This window comes from Okeania sp. SIO2C9 (genome assembly GCF_010672455.1).
Taxonomy (GTDB): Bacteria; Cyanobacteriota; Cyanobacteriia; order Cyanobacteriales; family Microcoleaceae; genus Okeania.
In genome coordinates, this window is sequence record NZ_JAAHGO010000007.1 from 374,366 (window position 1) to 397,194 (window position 22,829).

Here is a 22,829-nt window from a genome sequence, read left to right on the forward strand (position 1 = left end):
AAAACGTGAAAACAGACAGCATCTTCTATAAATTATTTCTGACAATTCCATCCAGTTTTTTTGAACTCATTGGTATCCCTGGAAATGAAGCCAAAAATTACAAATTAACTTCCCGTGAAGTCAAACAATTATCATTTCGTATGGATGGATTATTTGTACCAACTAATGTTAATTCTGACCAACCATTCTATTTAGTAGAAGTACAATTCCAACCCAAAGAAGAATTATACTATCGTATCTTTTCCGAACTTTTTCTATATTTAAGACAATATCAACCAATTAATCCTTGGCGAGTAGTAGTTATTTATCCAACTCGTAGTATCGAAAGAGAAGAAGCTCACCAATTTGGAGATATTTTAACTCTAGAAAGAGTCCAACGAATCTATTTAGATGAGTTAGCAAAAACAAACTCGTTAGGAGTAGAAATTATTAAACTGGTAATAGAACCAGAAGAAACCGCAGTCGATCTGGCTAAGTCGTTAGTTGAAAAAACTCAAACTCAATTAACAGATGCAGTCAGACAAGAAAATATCATCGAATTAATAGAGACTATAATAGTCTACAAATTACCACAAAAAAGTCGGGAGGAAATTGCAGCAATGTTTAATTTAGGAGATTTAAAACAAACCAGATTTTACCAAGATGCTTTTGCGGATGGTCAACTAATTGGTGAAGATATTGGGGAACAAACAGGCCAACAGAAGGCCAAACAAGAAGCAGTTGCTCGAATGGTTAAATTAGGATTGAGTTTAGAGGTAATTGCTGAATCTTTAGACTTGCCTTTGTCGGTTGTTCAACAAATAGCTAATTCGGCTAATAACAATTAGATAACTGAATAGGTTCATACTAACTTGGCTACAAAATATTTTTGATAAATGATTCAATTTTATTGGTAGTCAAGTTAACTTAAAAAAAATTAAGTAAGAGAATTAGGTAGAGTATACTTAAACAGTTTGTATAAATCAGTTTGTATTAGGAAAAAAAAGAATTAACCACACACCGATTATTTATCAATCTGAAATTTATTCTCAAATTATGGAGATAAAACCATGAATAATGAACAACCTAAATTATTTTAATAAAGACTTCTTAAAGTATTAATAAAGCCATTGCTGAAGCCTTAGAAAGACACAGAAAATTAGGAGAGTCTATCGCTATTTTGCAAGATGGAAAAGTCGTTATTATACCTCCATAAAAAATCCCATTAATCTTGGATAAGGAATGGGATAAATAATGAATAATGAATAATGAATAATTAATACGAGCCTTTTCTTCTTCTTCCCTCCTGACTCCTGACTCCTTAAAAAAGAATACCAGGCACGGGAGCAAGATGCTCCCACTGTTCTCGTAACAAACATTGCCAGACAATGTACTACCAATAAAAATGCACCAGCACCAAGCCTTCTTCCTCCTTTCTTCTTCCCTCTTACTTCTCTCCTAGATAACTCAACCCTTCCTTCATCTTCCCTCCTGACTCCTGACTCCTGACTCCTGACTCCTTCTTCTAGCCACATCACGAAGAATATTTAAAGGTTTATGCTCCTTAATAATTTTCATCTGTTCCTGATTTTTTACCAACAAAGCACCCGCAAAACCCAAACTATTAACAGAAATAGATTTAAAACTCTCATGCGATCGCGACACAACTAACATCCATTCTCGCGTCACCAAAAGATTATAACAGGACTTAGGCACGGACACTAAATCCAGCGAGGGCGAATGCCATTCGCCCCTACATATGGCATTTTTAAGGTTGATTTGCGTAAGTCCTGTATAATTCCCAGACTGTTTCCCACTCTTATCATCACTATCTTCTATTCCTACAGCTTTGAGTAAAGCAAAATAAGATGCCAAAATCTCACCAGCAGAGTCAACAGGAGAATTTATCCAACCAGAATCTAATTTAACCAAAGCGTGTCGAAAAGGAAACTCAGACGTAACACCTATACCATTATCAAACGTAGCAGTAGCGATCGCTCTTTCTATAGGTATTCTCTCTCCATCCAAAACCATTGGTAGAGGAATCATTTGTAAATGTTTATGACGTTGACTCGCACCTGCTACTTTCCCAGCGTTGTAAAATGCCAAACCATCAAATTCTGCCATACAGCAACCCAAAGCCTGAAAATCTTGCAAATTCAGCAAATTTTCTTGTTCCTCAAACTCTCTAGTCACAATAAGTAGATGATTATCTACAACGTTATACTTATTCAACAAACACAGATGAGTTTGAGAGATATCAGCAACAAATAAATCCTGCTCATAAGGTAGAAAAGGGTTAAAATCTTTGCCAGTCTCAGCTTTCTTTTTTTTCTGCTGTTTTGTAGCATCATCTTTCCGGGATAAATTAGACAAAATGCGTACTAGGAAGCGAATATTATCCTGTTGCACAAACTCGTACTCAGTAGGTATAGGTTGAAGTGCGCCACATTCTAGAGCATATTCAGTTTGTTGTTTCAGTCTTTCCCAGAGAGTGCCAGGTGTAAATAACAATTGATTTTGGGACATAGTTTGGATATTAGAGTCAGTAGTCATCGATTATAATCATAAAATTTCGGTAAGTGGGAAACCACCGTCTTTTAAGCAGTGGATGGAAACGACTCGACGGATTTTAATCCGTAGTCAAAAAATGTGTTATAATTAACTAATAACTTAAAAAGTAGGCTCAATGGTCTTTTGGCCGGAGAGAGTAGTGGCAATTGGCACCGTAAGCGTGGACTGCTGCTGTATATGTACTACGGTACGGTACTGGCAATGTGGTTGTTTGCCTAACGGCATACTTCGTAAACGAGCAATGTGGAAACTGTGGTTTTACCACGATAGAAAGCTCCTCTGAAGAATCCACGCGACTTTAGTCCGTGGAGTGTCAAACTACCGATATTGATATGAGGAGGCGATCGATATTTCAAAATGTAGGGGCGAATGGCATTTGCGTTCCGCAAAGCTCCGAATGGCGCCCTCATATCAAATCCGGTAGCATCGGTGTAATTAGATGGGGAGATGGGGAGATGGGGAGATGGGGAGATGGGGAGATGGGGAGATGGGGAGATGGGGAGATGGGGAGTGAGAGAAATATTTGGTAATGCTTGAAGATGGAACATTTTTGTATACCGAATTAAACGGATTTGATATCACTCAATTTAGTGTCCCTGCGTAATATCATGTCCGCACTTTATTGTTTGTGTAAAACCAAGGGTGAATATCTACAGGAAGTTTAAGTTTTTTCAAGCTTTTATATCAAATCCGTTTAATTCGGCACTTCAATAATGAATAATTAATAATGAATAATTAATAATTACCTCCTCTTGAAAAGAAGAGGATTGACAAAGAGATGAAAATTTTTATTTATTATCCCCTATCCAAGGGGAGGCGCATACCCACAATTTTTCGGTAAAAAATGTTCCATCTTCAACCATTACCAAACATTTCCCCATCTCTTCATCTCCCCATCTCTTCATCTCCCCATCTCTGGGTCTCCCTACCTCCCCACACTCCCCACCCTCCCCACACTATGAATCTAATTACACCGATGCTACCGGATTTGATATTAAGCCTTCTTCCTTCTTCCTTCTTCCTTGTGATATAAGCCAAAAAAAAAGTCCCCTCTAGAAACAGGGAACCCCTATAAATAGCAACTACTCTTAGAGCTTGATTTCACTAAAACATTCGTTTTCGTTGGGAAATTCACTAACTCGATCGCTCACATTAATCCCCAAGTACTTCCCTACAAAATAAGTTATTTGAATCAAAACTTTGACCTTCTCTATTTGCTTTAGCTTCTTTACTTTCTAGGATGCTGGCAACTGAACCTTTAGCAAGAGAACGAGTTGTTGCACTGGCACTTTCATTAACCCAATCATTTGCGCCAACTTTATATCTAAAATTACATCTATACTGATCGTTTGCCGATCCTGCTTGTAAGAAAATACCGAGAGAAGCTAGTGCAGATAGGATTAAGTACCTTTTCATTATAAATAATCTCCTGTAATCGGTTTACTTTTTGGATAGTGAATTACTATCTATATTCTTTTTATATCTCTAAATTCAGATCATTTATTGTTAACTAATATACTTTTTACTATCTTTTTTCTCATTTTATGAGCGGTTGCTTGTTTTTTTAAGTATAAATTCTCAATCCAGAGAATGGCATTATTAATATTAGTTTTTACTGTCTCAATATCAATAAAAATTAATAAAAAAAATTATTTTTTATGATATCATTAATCTTGGTTTATTGCGGCGATTATGCAAGTAAAATTTTACAGTCATCTACTTAAATTGTCAAGATAATAAGATAATTTTTCCCAAAACAATTATATCTGTAAATCTGCCAAATTAGCGAACATTTAAGTTGCTATTTAGACCAAAAGTAAACAAATATTAATTGTTACTGAACAGAGAATTAAATGGAGAAAAACTATGACTATCAGATGTTATGTTAGCTTCAATCGATAATTTTAAAAGTGAGAACAAGCCAAAATCAAAAGTGTTGCCAGTAAAAAATTACAAAATTAAGTCGATCGGGTATAATTGAATATGCGGTTTTTCAATCTTTACTCTACAAAAAACATAGATGCTTAAAGTAGAAGCGATCGCTGCTAACAAAAGTATGAATAATATTAATAGCGATCGCTCATACAATTTGCCGAAGACAAGAACCTTCAGAGCAATTGATAAAAATTTTTCAGGCAAAGGTTATATCTGGAATGCGATCGTCATAACGAGACGAGTAGCTACAGCAAATTCTAAGTACATGAAGTGCAAACATTTAAGACCTTTCCCTTTGAGATTATTTGTCAACAAAAAATTAACAGGACTCACGCATGAGGTACGAAAAACTAGGACTTGAGATTGCTTCCCTATGGGTCGCAATGACAGAAATACGTTGAGGTGCGTAAGTCCTAACAATAATACTTGTAGTGATGTTCTATGGAACGGGTGGTAGTACATTGTAATGGTAGTGCATTGTCCGGCAATATTTGTTACGAAAACAGTGGGAGCATCTTGCTTCCGTGCCAGATATTCCTCTTTGCTGTATACCATTACGCTCCGCAGGACTAATCATGGAATCTACCTACTATGGTCTCTTCAAATGAAAACTGCTGTAATACCAATTTGATAAATGTTTGCTACAAATGACCAGTATCTTTAATTAGAAGTCAAGTAGGGGAGCCGTCAGTAGGGCAATGTACAGATGGCCATAAGCACATTTTGAAAAGTCAGATAAAATTATTTACTATGAAACTTTATATTTGATTGTCTAGTTGACCGGAAAGTCAATAACATGAAAAGAAACTGTACTAAATAAGGAGGCATAAATGCGTAGTAAACGCTCTAAACCCTGGATTCATCGTAATTCACGTTTTATTATTACTGGTATTTCCACAGTAGGAGCAGTAATTACAGCATATCTCGCTATAGAAAAATTTATGGGAGGAGTCGTGACTTGTCCTGTAGCTGGTTGCGATAAGGTACTTGAAAGTCCTTATGCTATGATTTTTGGCTTACCTCTAGCTCTCTTTGGCTTTATAGCTTATGCTGGTATGGGAATAATGGCGATCGGTCCTTGGGTAATTAACCCAGATTCTCAGAAGGAGTTACGCTCAAAACTAGAAAACTGGAGTTGGTTATTAATGTTTGTGGGTGGCGTATCCATGACTATCTTCAGTAGCTATTTGATGTACATCATGGCATTTGAGATTAAATCTCTGTGTTTTTATTGCATCGGTTCGGCTATTTGTTCTGTAGCTTTATTTGTTTTAGCATTAATCGGTCGTGACTGGGAAGATATTGGGCAATTAATCTTTACCGCTATTATTGTTGGAATGGTTACTCTTGTAGGAACATTTGCGGTTTATGCTCCCATTCATAGTCCTATTGCTGAAAAACAAGATATTTATGCAGTTACAACTACTTCGACTCCGGCAAAAATTGCTTTAGCAGAACATCTGACAGAAGTGGGAGCAAAAATGTATGGTGCTTATTGGTGTGGTCACTGTCAAGACCAAAAGAAGTTGTTTGGTCAAGAAGCTGTTAGTAAACTTAATTATATTGAGTGCGATCCTAAAGGCAAAAACCCTCAACAAAGCTCATGTATCGCAGCCAATATTACCGCATATCCGACTTGGAAAATTAATGGTAACTCTTACGAAGGTACAGTTTCTTTAGAGGATTTAGCAAAATATTCCGGTTATAAAGGTCCAGCTAATTTTAACAATCTTTAATATCAGCGTAGGGACGCTCCATGGAACGTCCCTACAGAAGATTTTGATTAATCATTGATTATCCGAACATCATAAGAAGGCAGCATTTTCTTCAGTAGTTTTGTTCTTACGCTTCAACAATAACTTTCCTCCTGCTCCGAATACCAACAAACCAAAAATTGTACCAGGTTCAGGTACAGAATTAATTTCATAAATAGTAGTTGTACCACTAACTTCATTCGCCACTACTAACAAAGCTATACCATTGGGACTATCTTCTGCACTAATAAATGTTAACCCCTCTGGCCCTAGATCGCCAGCACCAGCAGTACCAACTTCGGGTTCTCCAATGGGACTATCTTCTGCACTAATAAATGTGAACACCTCTGGCCCTAGAAGGCCAGCAGTACCAGCTTCAGGGTCTCCAAAAAAGTTACGATTATTCGTGTAGCTAATAAACTTAGGAGCCCATGGATTACTAACATCATAGGTCATAAAGCCACCAATCCTTTCTAAACCAATAAAGGCTAAAGTACTATTACCTACCATACCAATAGTCACACCTTCAGGTTCTGGGCCTTTATTATCACTTCGATTATCAAAGGAGTCATTTTCATCATTATTGGAGTTGAAGAATTCAGGAAATAATTGAGCAGTTATTTGTTCAAAATCATCCCCACTGTCAAAAACTAAAGCTCCCTCTTCATCCCAAATGGAAAAAGAGCGACCGCCGAAGGCATATAGCTCATCAAAGTCACCATCACCATCTGTATCACCCAGGGTATTTGTAATTTCCAAAGGCCCTATAGTTTCATCTTGCTGGAGTATCTCAGCATCTGGGAAAGCATTTGGGTCTAGTATCTCATCTGCCACTTTTGTTTCTTCATTAAACCCATCATAGTCACGACTATCACCCTCATTAGCTGTCACTAAGTAAGTTTTTCCTTCTACTGTATAGCTAGCAATTTCATCTGGTTGGTATATCCCAAATACAGGATAATTATCAATATTAATTCGATCGTCTTGATTGCTACCATCTATTCCATTACCAGGTAGACTATGATCCTTAAAACCAAGAGCAACAATATCTGTAAATGTAGCTGTTTCTATATCGAGTATACCTATAGCATTATTTTCCTGTAATGTTACCCAAGCTGTTTTTCCATCTTCAGAAATAGTGAGCGCCTCCGGTTCCAAATCTTGGGCTACTGTTGCGCCTGGGCCAAATATCCGCACACCTTCTGCTCGTAGTTCATCTACTTGAGCATTAAAAGCCTGAAAACCTGCGACATTATGCGTGATATTTTCTATGCCATTAGACAGATCGATGATACTAACAGAGCCTTCTGGATCTATATCTCCTTCTAGATAACCTTCTGGTTCAGCTTCATTGGCCACCAGTAGTTTAGTGCCATCTGGTGTAAAGGTCAGCATATCGGGTAAAGCACCCACTGTTATTTGATTGATGAGATTGCCATCATTATCAAAGAATAAAACTTCTCCTGGATTTGTGATTGTGTCATTTTCAACAGCAACCGCAAATACACTGTTACTGTAAGCAACACTATTGACACCACCAAAATTGCCAAATTGACCTAAATTTATACTAAAATCTAGATTTGGAGTGTTGGGGTTACTAATATCTAAAACATCTATTGCCACTGTGTTGTCGTTAACAACAAAAAGTCTTTCACTATTTGGATCGAAGGCTGTTATTCTTGATGCACTATCATCAAATACACCTGTAGCATAAGTACCTACTGGTGTGAAATTTAAACCAATAGCTGTACTTGGTGCTGACATTATGGCGATTGCCATACTTGATTGTACAGTTACTTCAATGATTTTTTCTAATACATTAGTATTAGTATATTTACTTTTATCCTGATAGTTTTTCATTGATTATGTATCTCCTAAATAAATATCTTTTTGAAATTATTCCGCTATATTCTACATAATTTTTTTTCAATCGTGCTATAGCTTTGACAGCTAGTATTTTTAGAGCAAAGAAAATGTGTAAAAATTTTATACATTTTCCTATTTTATTACTGATCGTTCTCTCAATATTTAGTAAAGTTTAATGAGCTAAGATGTATTTATTTTGGTAAGACAAAATAAAACTGTTAAAGGCAATACTTAATAGGGAGAGGCTTTTAAGCTATCAGCCCTACTTAATAAGTTAATATTCATATAGCCAAATTTCAGTGCTCAACAAGCTTACTACCTGATAAAAACACTTAAACTATAGTTATGGAATCTCAATGATAGAATAATTTATATGAACATTTTTACTCAGTTATCCATGTTGTCATACCAATTTGATGTAATATTACACAGAATTAGGTTTTAGATTTTATAACAATTTGATGTAATATTACACAAAATTATGAGATTGATTAACTTATCTATCTTAATCTCATGTCAACTCTGATTAAGATATTATTTTATACAACCTCTAATGAATTTGGTATGAGTAAAAAAAACAATTTTGATCGATACTTTATAAATAATTGCATTATTAGTTATAAATATGCAATAGTTATGAGCTAACTTCATCAAATCTTCATATATTGTTGATTAATTAAAGTAGCAATCTTGAGTGGCTATTTACAAACAAGGCGTTGCTAATTTGAGGTATGATATTATTCAGGACTAAGAGGGAGAGCAAAAAACTTTCTCCTTCTACTCGGGGTTTCTGATTCTTTCTTCCCTCCTGACTCGGTCTTCCTGACTTCCCCTCCTGGAAGGGGCGCGCGGGTGGGTTGACTCCTAAGTAATTAGGATTAGTATCATACAGGTGCTTCAGCAACGCCACAAACAATAGTTGTATTAAGTCGATATAATGAGCGGCTATATATATCTGGCCTACAGCCCTCCAATAATCTTGCTAGGATAGTATAAATATCTGTGGTGTTTTCAAAAAAGTGACAATAAAGATCCCTAACATTGATGGCCAAGTACTCAACAAAATCAGTCAAGTGTTTAAGTTTAGTAACTAGACTATTATTTATTGGCAATTTATAGAACTAATAAGACCTCAATGGCCAAACCGGGATAGAGCTGTGGAAAAATTACCTGATTAAAACTTTTGTTCGTGAATTTATTTGAGTTATATCCTTAAAGTTACAACTATCAAGAATGGAGAAGTGGAGAAAATGTTACGCAAGCTTTTTGTGAAACTATCACTTTTTGGCATGGTCATCGCCTTAGTCAGCTCTAGCTTAAAATCATCAGCATTAAACCCAAAGCTGTTAGCTAGTACTCAAGACCCAAGTACAATAGTTATTGCTGATATTTCTAATAATCCTTCAAAAAAGATTAAACGCTATCAACCCTTAGCAGACTACTTAGCAGAAAGACTAGGCCCATTTGGAGTAAAGGTAGGGGATGTCGAAATAGCTTCTGACTTACAAGAAATGGCCAATGCACTCAACTCAGGAGAAGTAGATATTTATTTTGATAGTCCCTACCCAGCAATGATTGTGAGCGATCAGTCTAATGCTAAACCAATTCTACGTCGTTGGAAAGGTGGTGTACCAGATTATTATACTGTTATTTTTACCATGAAGGATCGTGGAATTCAATCCTTAGAGGATTTAAAAAGTAAGATAGTTGGTTTTGATGAAATTAGCTCTACTTCAGGCTATATGTTGCCCACTTCTTTGCTAATAGAAAGTGGTTTAAATCCTCAACAGAAGAGATCGGCTAGTTCCACAGTATCCGCTAATGAAGTAGGATATGTTTTTACTGATGATGATGAAAATACTATCCAATGGGTAATTAGTGGAAAAGTTGCTGCTGGTGCAGTTGACATCGGTACTTTTATGGAAATTCCGGAAGCAAACCGACAAGCCATGATAGTTTTAGCAAAAAGTGAGAAAGTAGCTCGCCATGTAGTTTTAGTTAGACCTGAGATGAAACCGGAAATGCTTGAGGCCATCAAAGCTATTTTGATTAAAATGGATCAAACGGCAGAGGGACGAGAAGTCTTAGAGAAGTTTGAAAAGACAGCCAAATTCGATGATTTTCCTCCAGAGTCAAGTATAGAAAGAATGCGAGAATTGTATGAACTTGTTCAAAACAGGTGAATTAGATGGGCTTATTCAGGGTTGGACAAGGGTCGCTAGCCACCAAGTTAACGCTAGCCATGACAGGTTTGGTTGTCATGGTAGTGGCCGGTGTCACTTGGCTATCCGTTCACCGTCAGCAACAAAATTTTCGTACTGAATTGAAAAAACAGGCGGAAATCTTACTTAATACTATATCAGTAACAGTTAGAGATTCTCTCTACAGGCTAGATGCTGATTTTATGGAAGAAATAATGGAGCAGCTTGGAGAAGATCAAGTGCTGGCTGCTGGCCGTATTTATGAGAAAGATGGAAGAATAGTTGCTGATGCTTATGGTGAAGATGTTTTGGTTTACAATATTAAACCCGATGAATTTGGCCAGCGTCTATTAGAGAGCGATGAAACAATTTTTGAGTGGCAGTCTACTCAACTGCTTGCTGGTAAGGCAGTAGTGATTGGGCGAAAAAGACTGGGAGCTGTGAGTGTAGGTTTGTCTACAACTCCTTTAAATCAAAAAATTGCTGCTGTGCGTAATCAAGGTCTTATAGTAGCAGCGATGGCTGCTACTGCAGGAACTTTTCTGGCATTGTTAATTAGTCGCTCTATTACTGAACCTCTAAAGGAAATGACTGTAGTTACTAAATGTCTCGCTTCTGGAGACCTAACTCAGAAGATGGATATTTGTACTGGAGATGAATTAGCTGTATTGGCAAAGTCTTTTAATAGTATGACTTATCAACTTAGAGAACTAATTCATAGCAAGGAGAAGCTAATTCGTAGTTTAAAACAAAGAGCAGAAGATTTACGGCAAAGTGAGGCTAAAAATAGAGCGCTGCTTGATGCTATCCCAGATGTAATTTTGCGATTCAGCAATCATGGGGTTTTTCTCTACTATAAACCTTCTAGAAAAAATGATTTACCCTGGTCTAGGGATAAATTAATAGGTAAAAAAGTTTCCGAAGTTTTGCCAGAAAATGCTGCAAAACAATATTTACAATATTTTAAGGAAGCGCTGCAAACAGGAGATATTAAAATATTTGAATATGAGTGGTTTGTCCATGGACGACGTCGTCATTTTGAAGCAAGAATATTGGCAAGCGGTAAAAATGAAGTTTTGGCTATTGTTCGAGATATTACAGAAAGTAAGTTAGCTAATATAGAGTTGAAACAAGCAAAAGAGGCTGCAGAAGGTGCTAACAAAGCCAAAAGTATGTTTCTTGCTAGTATGAGCCATGAGCTGAGAACACCTCTGAATGCGATTATTGGTTATAGCGATCTGCTGCGAGAAGATGCTGAAGATTTAGGCTATGAAGATTTTATTCCAGACCTGGAGCAAATTAAAAACTCTGGTTTACATCTGCTAACAATTATTCAAGATATCCTAGATATTTCTAAGGTAGAATCAGGCGAGATGACTATATATGAAGAAGAATTTGATATCTTGACATTAATAAGAGAAGTCCAATCCATTGTACAACCACTGATCATGAAAAATGGTAATTCTTTTCAGATACATTGTAGTAAAGAAATTGGAACTATGGTTGCTGACCGAACAAAAATTAAGCAAGTTGTGATTAATCTATTGAGTAATGCTAGCAAGTTTACTCACGAAGGTATCATTACTTTAAAGGTAGTTCGGGAACACAACATACAGCAGCATGGAAATGGTAGCAGCACATGGGAAATAGGGTCAGGTCATCTTTCAGATAATCAGGTATTAAATCAGATAATTTTTAGTGTAACTGATACTGGCATAGGTATGACTCCAGAGCAGATTGACAAAGTGTTTCAGCCTTTTGTACAAGCTGATAACTCTACGACTCGTAAGTACGGTGGAACTGGTTTGGGGTTGTCTATCTGTCAAAAATTTTGTGAAATGATGGGTGGAAAAATTACGGTAGAAAGCTCTGTTGGTGTTGGCTCTACTTTTAGTATAAATTTACCAACTGTTGTCACATTAAAAACTGACCATATTTTAAGTTCAGAGCGGTCGTAATATTATGTCCGGTAGCATCGGTGTAATTGGATGGGGAGATGGGACCCACCCCTCGCCCCTCCCAGGAGGGGAATGTGGGGAGATGGGGGGGAAATATTTGGTAATGGTTGAAGATGGAACATTTTTTTATACCGAATTAAACGGATTTGACATTATTCATCTATCTTTTCATTTTCCTGATGAGAATTCAGATGTTCAATCCCCCATTCGTGCATTTCATCAATCATAGGTTTAAGACTTTTTCCGAGAGGAGTTAAAGAATATTCGACTTTTGGAGGAACCTGTAAATAAACTTCCCGATGAACAATACCATCTGCCTCCATTTCCCGCAATTGTTGGGTAAGCATTTTGTGAGTCACACCTTGTAAAGAACGATGAAGTTGATTGAAACGTTTGACCCCATCAAATAATTCCTTGAGAATCAAAAGTTTCCAACGTCCACCAATGACTTTGATAGCCATCTGTGCTGGGCAATTTTTCTTCTTATTTGTACTTTTAATTTTCATCTCAAATTGTTGCTTTCCTCAGTTTTTATATTAAAGTTACCAGTTTTTATGACAGCCACTCGACCGAGATAAAAACCAATATTTTTGCTTTTGGTGACAACTACTTTAAAAATATCCCCACTCATAAAACCATAGGATTATTGGTGTCTAAGTTTAGGTTTGGTTCTAGGAAAACCATATTGATCAGTTCTACACATTTGTCTACTACCTCTACCCATAGTATCTTTTTGGGTACTATCTTACTTTAAAGTGCATACTATACATACTAACCTGACTTAAGCTAGATTATAAATGTCAAAACAAAATCTCAGTTATTAACTCCTATAGATTTTGTATCCAGAGATTAATGCAATAGAGAAAACACCATGAGTGAACCAATTATTGCAGATAACAAACATGTCGTTTTAGAACTTGAAGCAAGTACTTATATCATGTCCGGTTGAACAGTGATAAATAAATAACTACTGAGGAGTCAGGAGTCAGGAGTCAGGAGTCAGGAGGGAAGACTGAAGTGGGAAGAGGAAGAACTGGAGTTGAAGGAGAAAGTTTTTTTTATAACTAATTATCCGGACATGATATTACTATTGGTGTAAATGTGGTGCATCGAAAAAGCAACCATATTGTGATGGTTCCCATGCAGAAACTGAGTTTACTCCTATGGAATTTGAGTTAACAGAGAAAAAGAGTGTAGCACTTTGTAATTGTAAGTATACTAATAATCCTCCTGATTGTGATGGGACTCACGCTAAATTATAAATAAAATATTCATTTGTTAGTGTTGCATAATCAAACAATTATTTTGACTGAAAATTAACTTCTGGAAAATCACAATTATGCAACATTAGTTGGGAGTAATCAAACATAAATTATCATTTTCTTTATGGGTTTAATACCCCACCGTCTACACGGTGTTCAAAATTACTTGGGGGAGCGAATCCCCATGTAATTTCTCTCCTGTCTCCTGTCTCCTGTCTCCTGTCTCCTTCTTCAACAAATAATTTCAGTTATTCAACCTAGTTATATCATGTCCGGTTGAACAGTTATAAATAAACGACGAAGGAGTCAGTCCTCAGTTGTCAGGAGTTAGGAGGGAAGAAAGAAGAAGTAAAGAGAAACTTTTTTGACCACTAATTATCCGGAAATGATATTATTAATTTTTTTTATTAGTCAAAATTAATATTAGTAATTAAAGTTTAATTTTCACAAAAAAATCAAATTTTATCGGAGGTAGTAAGAATGATTTCTATACGAAAAGCTGAAGCAAGAGGGCACGCAAATTATGGTTGGCTCAATAGTTATCATACATTTTCTTTTGCCAACTATTTTGACCGTGAATATATGGGGTTTCGCTCTCTCAGAGTAATTAATGAAGATAGAGTTTCTCCTAATAATGGTTTTGGAACTCATGGACATCGAGATATGGAAATTATTACTTATGTTTTAGAAGGAGCATTAGAACATAAAGATAGTGCAGGAAATAGTGCTGTACTTTATCCTGGAGAAGTACAACACATGAGTACGGGTACAGGAATTATGCATAGTGAATATAACTACTCAAAATCTGAGGAGGTTCACTTTTTACAAATTTGGTTACTACCAAATTCTAGGGGTTTAAAACCAATTTATAATCAACGTTCTTTTGATATAGAAAAAAACTCTGGTAAATTAAATTTAGTAGTTGCGAAAGATGGTAGAAATGGGGCGCTAAAAATTAATCAGGATGTTGATTTATTTGCAGGTATTTTGAAAGAGGGAGATCGCTTGTCTTATTCTTTTGATTCTGAACGTTACGGATGGGTTCAAGTTGCTCGTGGGGAAATAGACCTTAATGATTTATCTTTAAAAGCAGGTGATGGTGCTGCTTTAAGCGAAATTAATGATGTTGATATTACAGCTAAGTCAGATGCAGAAATTCTTTTATTTGATTTAGCATAGCTCATTTCAGTTATCAGTTATCAGTTATCAGTTATCAGTTGTCAGAATGAATAGATTTAATGCCAGTTTTGATGTCGTCAATTATATTTTTTGTCAAAGAGATATCTCTTGAACGTGTCTTTTAATCACACTTATTATTCATAAAATTCTTTTTTTTAAAGTGGTGTAATGTAATTTCCTGATAATTAGCGACAAAAAAACTTTTTCCTCCTGATATCAAGTCTCATTAATTAGCCATAATAAGAATGTTTTCTCTGATAAATTTCTCCTTGTTCCCTCTTCCTTATTCCCTAAATTTTTTATTGTGGGTATTCAAACAGATTTAACATTATACTTTAAAACTCCTGACTCCTGACTCCTGACTCCTGACTTCTCCTATTAACCAATTTCTCTCCTGTCCTAATAATTTGCCCTGCTAAAATAGCTGCCCCAAAACCATTATCAATATTCACAACACCTATTCCTGGAGCACAAGAATTTAACATTGTTAATAGTGGAGCTAAACCATCAAAATTAGCTCCATAACCTACACTTGTAGGTACTGCAATAACGGGACAATCTGCTAAACCTGCAACTACACTAGGCAAAGCACCTTCCATTCCTGCAACTACAATTAGTACATCCGCTTCTGCAATTAAATGTTTATTACTTAATAAACGATGTATTCCTGCTACTCCTACATCCCAAAGTCGCTTTACAGAAAAACCACAAAGAGTAGCTGTAACTGCTGCTTCTTCTCCTACTTTTAAATCAGCAGTACCAGCACTGACAATTGTAATTACACCTTGATGTTTTGGAGTAGGAAAATCAGAAATAATTGCACATATTTTTGCATCTCGATAATAATAAAGACCAGCAATTTTGTCCTGTAACTCTTCATAAATTTCTGGTTCAATTCTTGTTGCCATTACTACAGGATTATTTTTCCTCATTACCTCCATGATTTTGACAATTTGTTCTGGTGTTTTTCCTGGTCCCCAGATAACTTCAGGAAAGCCTGTTCTAATATTTCTATGGTGGTCAATTTTGGCAAAATTTTCGACATTTTCAAAGTCAAAATTCTTGAGTTTTTCTAAAGCTGATTCTGGAGTAATATCTCCTGTATAAATTGCTGTTAATAACTGCTTTAAATCTTCTGATTTCATTAGAATTAAATAAATAAGGGAGTAGGGAGTAGGGAGTAAGGGAGAAAGATTGTTGTTGGGTTTATCCTACGGATAAGCTGGCGCTAACCTCCCTCAATCTAACCTACATCTATTGCAACATTTAAGAGGATATCTGAAAAGTTTTTTGATACTGAATTTTGCCCCCCTAGCCCCCCAACTTTGGGGGGAACAAGAGTCAATTTGCTTCTAAAAGTCCCCCAAAATTGGGGGATTTAGGGGGCTTGAATGTAGCAAATGGGATTTCTCAGACAACCTCTAAGATGAAACAGTTTACTACTATACTGATTGATTACTTTGAGAATTTTACCTAATCATTTTTGCAAAGTGCTATAAATTAATCATTGATATATTATACCATTTTGAAAAAAGAATGTTACGAATAATAAGCATGAGAAAAAGACTTTACAGGAGGTATTCCTTTGACAAAAAATAGAATTTATTAGCTCAAAACTGCTATTGAAATTATTCATTCTGACTCCTGACTCCTGACTCCTGACTCCTAAGAAATACCCTTACTATTTGTAGCAAACATTTATAAAATTGGTATTAGACATCTCCAAAAGTCAAAAATCAAAGCAATTATTATCTATAAGCAGTCGAAGGAAAGGGCGCGGAAAAATCAAAAACTTAAAACTAAGACAACGTAAGATTTTCCTTCTTCCTTCTTCCTTCTTACTTCTTCCTTCTTACTTCTTTACTCAGAAATTTGCAGTTCATATAAATTCCAAAAACCTCCGGAAAGTTCAGTATATTGAATTCCTTTAATCCGATTTCTTATAGCTTCAAATTCTAGAGGATTGACCATATATATAAAAGGTAATTCCTCAGCAATAATTTGCTGTGCTTGACCATAAATTTCTTTTCGTTTTTCTTCATCTAGCACTTGAGAAGCTCTAATATAAAGATCGTCTATTTCTTGTTCCCAATCATTGATTTTCCAACCTTCTATATTGTCTTCTCCAGGTTGAGGTCCTTGATTAAAAGTGTGTAATCTACCATTAACAGACCAAATATTATAACCACCATGAGGTTCAATACCTCCTCCTCCAAAACCTCCTAGATAACCTTCCCAATCTCTGGATAAAGATAGTCTTTCTACATAAGTATTAAAACTGAGAAACTGCATATTTACTTTAATACCTATTTTGGCTAAATCTTGATTAATTTGTGTTGCCATTTGTTCTCTAACTTTCCGACCCGCACTTGATAATAAATTAAATTCTACTCGATTACCTTCACTGTCTAATAATTCACCATTTTGATTATATTTAAAGCCAGCACTCACTAAAAGTTCTTTGGCTTTTTCGGGGTTGTAATTGTAAATTTTTAAGCCTTCTTCTGGAGATAGATAAAAAGGACTGGTGACCGGAATTGGTGAATATTGGGGCGCACCTAATCCACGGTATATATTATTTGTCATTGCTTCCCTATTAATTGCATAGGCGATCGCTTGCCGAAAAGCTTTGTTATTAAACCATCGAGATTTAAAGGGTTTAACAAATGGTTCACCTTGAGCATTCTTTGCCTCATTCAAATTAAAAGAAATAAAGCTAGAAGCAGATGTCGGACCGCCATTATAAATAGTATACTGGCCGCGATTTTCTTCTCGTTTTAACAGAGGATACATTTCTGCTGCTACTTGAATTGTATCTAGTTCTCCAGAACGAAAATTTAATAGTTGGTTATCTGTATTTTCGATGACTTGCCAGACAATATTTTCAATATAAGGTAAATTATTTCCTTGCTCATCTTGACGCCAGTAAAATGGATTTTTTTCTAAAATAATTCGCTGATTAGGTGTATAACTTTTGAGGCGATACATACCATTACCAACAATTTCTCTTACCGGGGTATCAGTTCCCCATTTTGTGAGATAGTTTAATTCTCCTTCCGAATTAGTAGTACGAACTGACTCTTTTAAAGCATGAATAGGTAGAGTAGGTAATCCTCCGGCATATCTAATAAAAGGAGCAAAAGGTTCTGGTGTGGAAAATTCTATACGGCGATTATCTATTTTTTTGACTGTTGGTAAAGCACCACTTTGACCGATTCTGAGAATGTCTTTAAAGCTAGTAGGAATTTTATCGCTGAGGTATATTTCATTATAAGAAAAAACTACATCATCAGCAGTTAAAGGTTCTCCATCTGACCACTTCAAGCCTTCTTTTAAAGTAATAATTATTGTTTGTCCATCATCAGAAACTTTCCAGGATTCAGCTAAAGCTGGCTCCAATTCTCCTGTGATACCATTTTCAATAATTAAACCCTCATATAGATAACCAAAAACATTATATGCTGACTGATTTAATGGATAGTTGAAAGTAGAGGCATCACTAGGGGTAGGTACAACAATACGAGATTGATAATTTGATGGTGCTGGTCTACAAGCACTGAGGAAAAATATTAAAATAACTATGCATAAAATTGCTAATTTACGGTAGTTATTTTTTTGGGTATTCAAGTTAGTCATATTCAGGTAATTGATATATCTGTAACTAGATAATACCAAATTAAACTAAAGATATTTCTGTTGTGAGCCAAGAAATTTATTTCTTGACGGATAACAAGGCTAGAAAATTTGGTGATGCCCAAAATAATGAAAATTGGATCGTAGTTATTATGAAAAACGATTTCAATATTATTTTTGAATCAAACCTATCAAGAACACCTCCAATGTGTCACTAAATCTTAATCCCTAGAGTAGACAATGCACACCAAAAAGCTATAGTTATCTTCTGAAGGTTTTTGAAGGAACCTCACCAAATACCTTATAATAATCCCTTGCTAATTGTCCTCGATGATAAAAGCCAAATTCCTGAGTAATTTCTCTGAGATTACCCTGTTTATCTTTTTGTTGAAGTTCTTCATGTAGAGCATGAAGACGTAGATGTTTAAAATATTTTTGGGGTGACATCTGATAATAGTCTTTAAAGATATATTCTAAGGTTCTTTGACTAATTTTTAATTCCTCACATATATCCTGAGTTGTAATATATGATTTGAGATTACTAAGGTAAAAGTCTTCCGCTTTTTTTAAAATACGACTTCGGTTTATTTGTGGTTTTTTCAGTCTAATTTCTGTTGCTTCTGCGATCGCAACGATCAGAGTCTGAGCTATTTCTTCTTCTAATTTATGTTTAAGGTAATGGTTAATTAATAAGGAATTAACAGAAGAATAGGTTTGAGCATTGATTTGAAATAATAATTGATAAAGTTGATAACACAATCGCCGTATATAGTTAATTTTTTGGCGATCGGCTTTGATGACTGGGGGAATACTTTGCTTATTCAGTTGTTTTTGAAATTCAAATAATTCTAATGTTTCACAGATATTATTGAAAAATTCATCCTGAAAAAAGAGGAAATAATTACCGTGGAATTTCTGTCGTAAATCAGCTACTTGTTTTTCCGGATAAACAATGGTGATCGTGTTTATATCTGTCTTGTATTTATGGGAGAATAAATTACCGTAATGAAAAGCAGAAAAAGCAAAAGTAAAGTGATTTAGGCAAACTCCCCTATATAAAAACTGAGAATTTTGCTGGAATAAACCTAATTTTATATTATCAGTGAAAACCTGGGATACATAGCACTCAAAACTTCGATCGCCTAAGTGGCATATTTCACCAATAAACGTTTTCTCAAAACTTCTAAGTTCTGATAAATCCAGAAAATGATTATGTCTAAAAGTTATGTTTTTTTGTTCTAAAAGCAACTCTGATTTTTGTTCAAATTCAAACATATTGTGATATTCAAACTAAGTCAAAAAACTATAGGCTTAAGCCACCATTAAGGTTAATTTTTGTTAAGAAAAAAAACTTGCGTTTTTTAGATCGGTTTGAAGAATTGTATCGTTTATATTGTCGTTGTGTCCCAAAGATTCCAGCTAAAATTTAACTTTTTTAGGACTTACGCCGGACAACCTATTTTCCTCATTGGGATTGAATGAATCAGGGTAATTTGCTTTACTAACTAGGCCGTTATAGTGGGCTTGATTTTTGCTCAAATCCAAATGATGTACTCATAACTCACCCCAATTCCGCTTTGGAATGTGGTCTGAGTTCTGTTAACCCTTTTTTCAAGTAAATTAATGTTTTTCAACCATACTTTGACCCGTATTGGGAGGTTAGTTGTGGTGTTTACCATCGCACTCTCTCTCCTGCTAGGTACCGCTGTCCCCCCTGGCATGGCCCAAGACCTGCCTCTCTCAGAACCCGATTTTCAGGGTCACATTGACAAAATTAACAAAACCTACGTCTACTCAGAGCCAGATCCAGACATTCTCAGCTCACCTACTGCCCTCCCTACAGATGCACCTAACGTTGTGCTGATAATGTTGGATGATGTGGGTTTTGGTGCCTCGGAAACCTTTGGTGGCCCAGTTCATACCCCCACCCTTGAGAAATTGGCAGCAGATGGCTTAAGCTACAACCGCTTCCATACCACGGCCTTGTGTTCTCCTACCCGCGCCGGGTTGCTAACAGGTCGCAACCATCACTCTGCTGCCACTGGGGCTATTACAGATGTGTCAACTGGGTTCCCCGGTTATACCGGACTCATCCCCCAGAGCACTGCTACTGTTGCCCAAATTTTGCAAGACCACGGCTATAAAACAGCTTGGTTAGGCAAAAACCACAACTTACCTGCCGAGCAAAGCAGTAACGCAGGTCCATTCACCCGCTGGCCTAATGACCTTGGCTTTGACTACTTCTATGGCTTCCTCGGTGGCGGTGGGGAGACTGACCAATGGTATCCCGCCCTGTATGAAAACCGCAATCCCATCAATCAACCTTCCTACCCTAATGAGGAAGACCTTGACAATAGCTACAACCTCACCCGCGATCTAGCCGATAAGGCCATTAACTGGGTGAGCTATAACCACTCCTTGTCTCCAGACACTCCTTTCTTTCTCTATTTTGCCCCAGGAGCTACCCATGCTCCCCATCAACCCCCTCCTTCTTATACCCAGAAGTACCAGGCCAGAGGAGAACACGCCATTGCAGCAGGAGTAGAACACAGAGGAATGTTTACCGAGGGCTGGGACGAGCTACATGATGAAATTTGTACAAATGAGAAAGATATGGGAATCATCCCTCAAGATGCCGAATGTACGGAGCGACCAGAGGAGATTCCAGCCTGGGATAATAGCGATTTTAATTATCCAAACGATGAATACAGGGATTTAATGGCCTTGCAAATGCAAAACTATGCAGGCTTCCTGGAATACACGGACGAACAAGTTGGCCGAGTGCTTGAGGCCATAGATGACTTGGGTGAAAAAGATAATACCATAGTTATCTACATTGTTGGTGATAATGGAGCCAGTGCAGAAGGCGGCTTAATGGGTGGCTGTAATATGAGCGCCACCTATGCTGGCCTTGACTTTACCAAGGAAGAGAACCTCAAGTGCCAAGAAGAATTGGGCTGGGGAAATCCTGGAACGACTCCTCACTATGCCGTGGGTTGGGCTTGGGCTCTGGATGCTCCCTTCCGCTGGACTAAACAAATTGCTTCTTACTTTGGCGGCACTCGCAATCCGATGGTGGTTTCTTGGCCAGGTCACATTAATGTCGAGGAAGATCGCACAGCAAATCTACGAGATCAGTTTCTCCATGTTATTGATGTTACCCCAACAATTTTGGATTTGGTTGGCATCGAGCCTCCTGAGTATGTCAATGGCATTGAGCAAAAGCCAATGGAAGGCGCTAGCTTTGTCAACACCTTCGGATCTGATGGAGCAAACGCAATCCCACTTCGGGATACTCAGTATTTCGAGATGTTTGCCAATCGCGGGATTTACCATGATGGTTGGATGGCGTCGTCGTTCCATGGACAGCTACCCTGGGATATTTTTGCAAAGAGTACCCTGAAAGATAATCCAGAGCTAGAGGATGAGTGGGAACTGTTCGATCTGGAGAAAGACTTTGCCCAGAATACTAATTTAGCAACGCAGTATCCAGACAAATTAGAGGAAATGAAGGCTCTGTTCGATCGCGAAGCTGAAAAATACAATGTCTATCCCATTGACGATCGCTTTGGCGGACGGGCAAATCTCCCACGGCCTACTGTTTGGGAAGATCGTACCAAATTTGAGTTTTATCCTGGGGCAGTCTTTCTGCCTGGAGATGTTGCTCCCAACATTGCCGCTGACGACAACTTAGGCTATATCATTACTGCAAACCTGAATATTACTGATAAGGAGAATGTTCAAGGGGTTATCTTAGCCAGTGGAGGAGGAGATACTGGAGGCTATAGCCTCTATGTCAACGAAGACAATTATCCAGTCTTCGAGTACAAGTATCTCAATAGGACACGAAAAGCTATAGTTTCCGACGAAAGATTAAAGGATGGTCTGAATCAGGTTTCATTTTCCTTTAACTTTGACCCGGAGGAATTTAAGGAATCCAAAGACTTCAAGCGTATTGGTAGTGGTTATCTCTGTGTCAATGGTCAAAAGTTCGATTCCGATGAGAGTTGGGAAATCCTTAACGGTAACTTTAATATGGATAGCCAAGATGTGGGAATGGATCTGCGGGCTCCGGTGAGCAAGAACTATGAACCACCCTTTGAGTTTACAGACGGTGAGATTAAGAAGGTGACCATTGATATCGCTCCATCTGAAGAGGAACTCGCATCTGCTCAAAGCTGTGTATTGGATATCGCTCTAAATGAGGAGGAACTTACGTCTTCAGAAAAACCAGCATCTGGGGATAATCTGATTCCTGAAGAGTTAACCGAGCGCATTATTGAGGAGATACTTGAAAGGCTGGAAAAATAATACTAGGACTTGATGGTGCAAATCTAAGATAGAATGAACCACATCGTTGATTCTATATTGCACGCTAACTTTCCTTTTTCCCCTTTAGGCAAAGCTGTGGGGTGTCGATATCTTGACACTCCATAGCCTATACTAATATCATGTCCGGTTGAATAGTTACACTTTAGAGGAGGTAAG

The 22,829-nt window shown here is 36.9% G+C and carries 17 protein-coding genes and 1 pseudogene; 9 read left to right on the forward strand and 9 right to left on the reverse strand.

All coding sequences use genetic code 11. From position 1 onward, the window contains the following. The first annotated feature begins 5 nt into the window (after window positions 1-5). Window positions 6-827 carry an Rpn family recombination-promoting nuclease/putative transposase gene (locus F6K23_RS07950; protein ID WP_293153041.1) on the forward strand — a complete coding sequence of 274 codons (822 nt, stop codon included), beginning with the start codon at window positions 6-8 and terminating at the stop codon, window positions 825-827. Window positions 828-1,181: 354 nt separating this feature from the next. On the opposite strand, the gene F6K23_RS07955 is transcribed toward F6K23_RS07950, so the two are convergent. Both F6K23_RS07955 and F6K23_RS07960 read right to left on the reverse strand, forming a co-directional pair. After that, window positions 1,182-1,514 (reverse strand): hypothetical protein, encoded by a 333-nt coding sequence (locus F6K23_RS07955; protein WP_293153044.1) that lies wholly within the window; start codon window positions 1,512-1,514, stop codon window positions 1,182-1,184. Further along, window positions 1,459-2,535 (reverse strand): phosphorylase, encoded by a 1,077-nt coding sequence (locus F6K23_RS07960; RefSeq protein WP_293153047.1) that lies wholly within the window; start codon window positions 2,533-2,535, stop codon window positions 1,459-1,461. Before F6K23_RS07960 ends, F6K23_RS07955 begins: the two co-directional genes overlap by 56 nt. Before the next feature lie 323 nt (window positions 2,536-2,858). On the opposite strand from F6K23_RS07960, the gene F6K23_RS07965 reads away from it, so the two are divergent. Next, complete coding sequence (locus F6K23_RS07965; protein WP_293153050.1) at window positions 2,859-3,083, forward strand: hypothetical protein; 225 nt, start codon at window positions 2,859-2,861, stop codon at window positions 3,081-3,083. A 355-nt stretch (window positions 3,084-3,438) separates the two neighbouring features. On the opposite strand, the gene F6K23_RS07970 is transcribed toward F6K23_RS07965, so the two are convergent. Together F6K23_RS07970 and F6K23_RS07975 are read right to left on the reverse strand one after the other, a co-directional pair. Next, window positions 3,439-3,591: a hypothetical protein gene (locus F6K23_RS07970; RefSeq protein WP_293153053.1), complete on the reverse strand. Its 153-nt coding sequence runs from the start codon at window positions 3,589-3,591 to the stop codon at window positions 3,439-3,441. Between the two features lie 114 nt (window positions 3,592-3,705). Then, the gene (locus F6K23_RS07975; RefSeq protein WP_293064434.1) at window positions 3,706-3,969 is read right to left on the reverse strand and encodes a hypothetical protein; all 264 of its coding nucleotides are present in this window, start codon (window positions 3,967-3,969) and stop codon (window positions 3,706-3,708) included. A 604-nt stretch (window positions 3,970-4,573) separates the two neighbouring features. Here F6K23_RS07975 and F6K23_RS07980 point away from each other — a divergent pair. Further along, window positions 4,574-4,849: a hypothetical protein gene (locus tag F6K23_RS07980; RefSeq protein WP_293153056.1), complete on the forward strand. Its 276-nt coding sequence runs from the start codon at window positions 4,574-4,576 to the stop codon at window positions 4,847-4,849. 469 nt (window positions 4,850-5,318) lie between these two features. Beyond that, on the forward strand, window positions 5,319-6,224 hold the full coding sequence (locus tag F6K23_RS07985) for a vitamin K epoxide reductase family protein (RefSeq protein WP_293153059.1): 906 nt from the start codon (window positions 5,319-5,321) through the stop codon (window positions 6,222-6,224). Window positions 6,225-6,293: 69 nt separating this feature from the next. Here F6K23_RS07985 and F6K23_RS07990 read toward each other — a convergent pair whose 3' ends face one another. Then, on the reverse strand, window positions 6,294-8,102 hold the full coding sequence (locus tag F6K23_RS07990) for a choice-of-anchor I family protein (protein ID WP_293153062.1): 1,809 nt from the start codon (window positions 8,100-8,102) through the stop codon (window positions 6,294-6,296). Between the two features lie 1,256 nt (window positions 8,103-9,358). Between F6K23_RS07990 and F6K23_RS07995 the strand changes: the two genes are divergently transcribed. Together F6K23_RS07995 and F6K23_RS08000 are read left to right on the forward strand one after the other, a co-directional pair. After that, window positions 9,359-10,291, forward strand: coding sequence for a phosphate/phosphite/phosphonate ABC transporter substrate-binding protein (locus F6K23_RS07995; protein ID WP_293153065.1), 933 nt, complete (start codon window positions 9,359-9,361; stop codon window positions 10,289-10,291). Window positions 10,292-10,296: 5 nt separating this feature from the next. Continuing rightward, window positions 10,297-12,267, forward strand: coding sequence for an ATP-binding protein (locus tag F6K23_RS08000; RefSeq protein ID WP_293153068.1), 1,971 nt, complete (start codon window positions 10,297-10,299; stop codon window positions 12,265-12,267). 152 nt (window positions 12,268-12,419) lie between these two features. On the opposite strand, the gene F6K23_RS08005 is transcribed toward F6K23_RS08000, so the two are convergent. Then, complete coding sequence (locus F6K23_RS08005; RefSeq protein ID WP_293153071.1) at window positions 12,420-12,773, reverse strand: helix-turn-helix domain-containing protein; 354 nt, start codon at window positions 12,771-12,773, stop codon at window positions 12,420-12,422. Between the two features lie 582 nt (window positions 12,774-13,355). Between F6K23_RS08005 and F6K23_RS08010 the strand changes: the two are divergent. Both F6K23_RS08010 and F6K23_RS08015 read left to right on the forward strand, forming a co-directional pair. Beyond that, window positions 13,356-13,529: pseudogene (locus tag F6K23_RS08010) on the forward strand (CDGSH iron-sulfur domain-containing protein); the annotation flags it as partial. 480 nt (window positions 13,530-14,009) lie between these two features. Next, window positions 14,010-14,708: a pirin family protein gene (locus F6K23_RS08015; protein WP_293153074.1), complete on the forward strand. Its 699-nt coding sequence runs from the start codon at window positions 14,010-14,012 to the stop codon at window positions 14,706-14,708. A gap of 335 nt (window positions 14,709-15,043) precedes the next feature. On the opposite strand, the gene larB is transcribed toward F6K23_RS08015, so the two are convergent. The 3 genes from larB to F6K23_RS08030 all read right to left on the reverse strand — a co-directional run bounded on the left by larB (window position 15,044) and on the right by F6K23_RS08030 (window position 19,616). Next, window positions 15,044-15,853, reverse strand: coding sequence for a nickel pincer cofactor biosynthesis protein LarB (gene larB, locus F6K23_RS08020; protein WP_293153077.1), 810 nt, complete (start codon window positions 15,851-15,853; stop codon window positions 15,044-15,046). Window positions 15,854-16,568: 715 nt separating this feature from the next. Next, complete coding sequence (locus F6K23_RS08025; RefSeq protein WP_293153080.1) at window positions 16,569-18,344, reverse strand: ABC transporter substrate-binding protein; 1,776 nt, start codon at window positions 18,342-18,344, stop codon at window positions 16,569-16,571. Window positions 18,345-18,602: 258 nt separating this feature from the next. Then, window positions 18,603-19,616, reverse strand: a complete 1,014-nt coding sequence (locus F6K23_RS08030) for a helix-turn-helix domain-containing protein (RefSeq protein WP_293153083.1) — start codon at window positions 19,614-19,616, stop codon at window positions 18,603-18,605. 348 nt (window positions 19,617-19,964) lie between these two features. Between F6K23_RS08030 and F6K23_RS08035 the strand changes: the two genes are divergently transcribed. Next, window positions 19,965-22,652 carry an arylsulfatase gene (locus tag F6K23_RS08035; protein ID WP_293153086.1) on the forward strand — a complete coding sequence of 896 codons (2,688 nt, stop codon included), beginning with the start codon at window positions 19,965-19,967 and terminating at the stop codon, window positions 22,650-22,652. Window positions 22,653-22,829 lie beyond the last annotated feature (177 nt).

Bases quoted from the DNA above. Each gene is read 5' to 3' on its own strand.
- F6K23_RS07955 (WP_293153044.1), bottom strand. From the start codon at position 1,514: ATGTGGCTAGAAGAAGGAGTCAGGAGTCAGGAGTCAGGAGTCAGGAGG.
- F6K23_RS07960 (WP_293153047.1), bottom strand. From the start codon at position 2,535: ATGACTACTGACTCTAATATCCAAACTATGTCCCAAAATCAATTGTTA.
- F6K23_RS07975 (WP_293064434.1), bottom strand. From the start codon at position 3,969: ATGAAAAGGTACTTAATCCTATCTGCACTAGCTTCTCTCGGTATTTTC.
- F6K23_RS07980 (WP_293153056.1), top strand. From the start codon at position 4,574: ATGCTTAAAGTAGAAGCGATCGCTGCTAACAAAAGTATGAATAATATT.
- F6K23_RS07985 (WP_293153059.1), top strand. From the start codon at position 5,319: ATGCGTAGTAAACGCTCTAAACCCTGGATTCATCGTAATTCACGTTTT.
- F6K23_RS07990 (WP_293153062.1), bottom strand. From the start codon at position 8,102: ATGAAAAACTATCAGGATAAAAGTAAATATACTAATACTAATGTATTA.
- F6K23_RS07995 (WP_293153065.1), top strand. From the start codon at position 9,359: ATGTTACGCAAGCTTTTTGTGAAACTATCACTTTTTGGCATGGTCATC.
- F6K23_RS08000 (WP_293153068.1), top strand. From the start codon at position 10,297: ATGGGCTTATTCAGGGTTGGACAAGGGTCGCTAGCCACCAAGTTAACG.
- F6K23_RS08005 (WP_293153071.1), bottom strand. From the start codon at position 12,773: ATGAAAATTAAAAGTACAAATAAGAAGAAAAATTGCCCAGCACAGATG.
- F6K23_RS08015 (WP_293153074.1), top strand. From the start codon at position 14,010: ATGATTTCTATACGAAAAGCTGAAGCAAGAGGGCACGCAAATTATGGT.
- larB (WP_293153077.1), bottom strand. From the start codon at position 15,853: ATGAAATCAGAAGATTTAAAGCAGTTATTAACAGCAATTTATACAGGA.
- F6K23_RS08025 (WP_293153080.1), bottom strand. From the start codon at position 18,344: ATGACTAACTTGAATACCCAAAAAAATAACTACCGTAAATTAGCAATT.
- F6K23_RS08030 (WP_293153083.1), bottom strand. From the start codon at position 19,616: ATGTTTGAATTTGAACAAAAATCAGAGTTGCTTTTAGAACAAAAAAAC.
- F6K23_RS08035 (WP_293153086.1), top strand. From the start codon at position 19,965: ATGTTTTTCAACCATACTTTGACCCGTATTGGGAGGTTAGTTGTGGTG.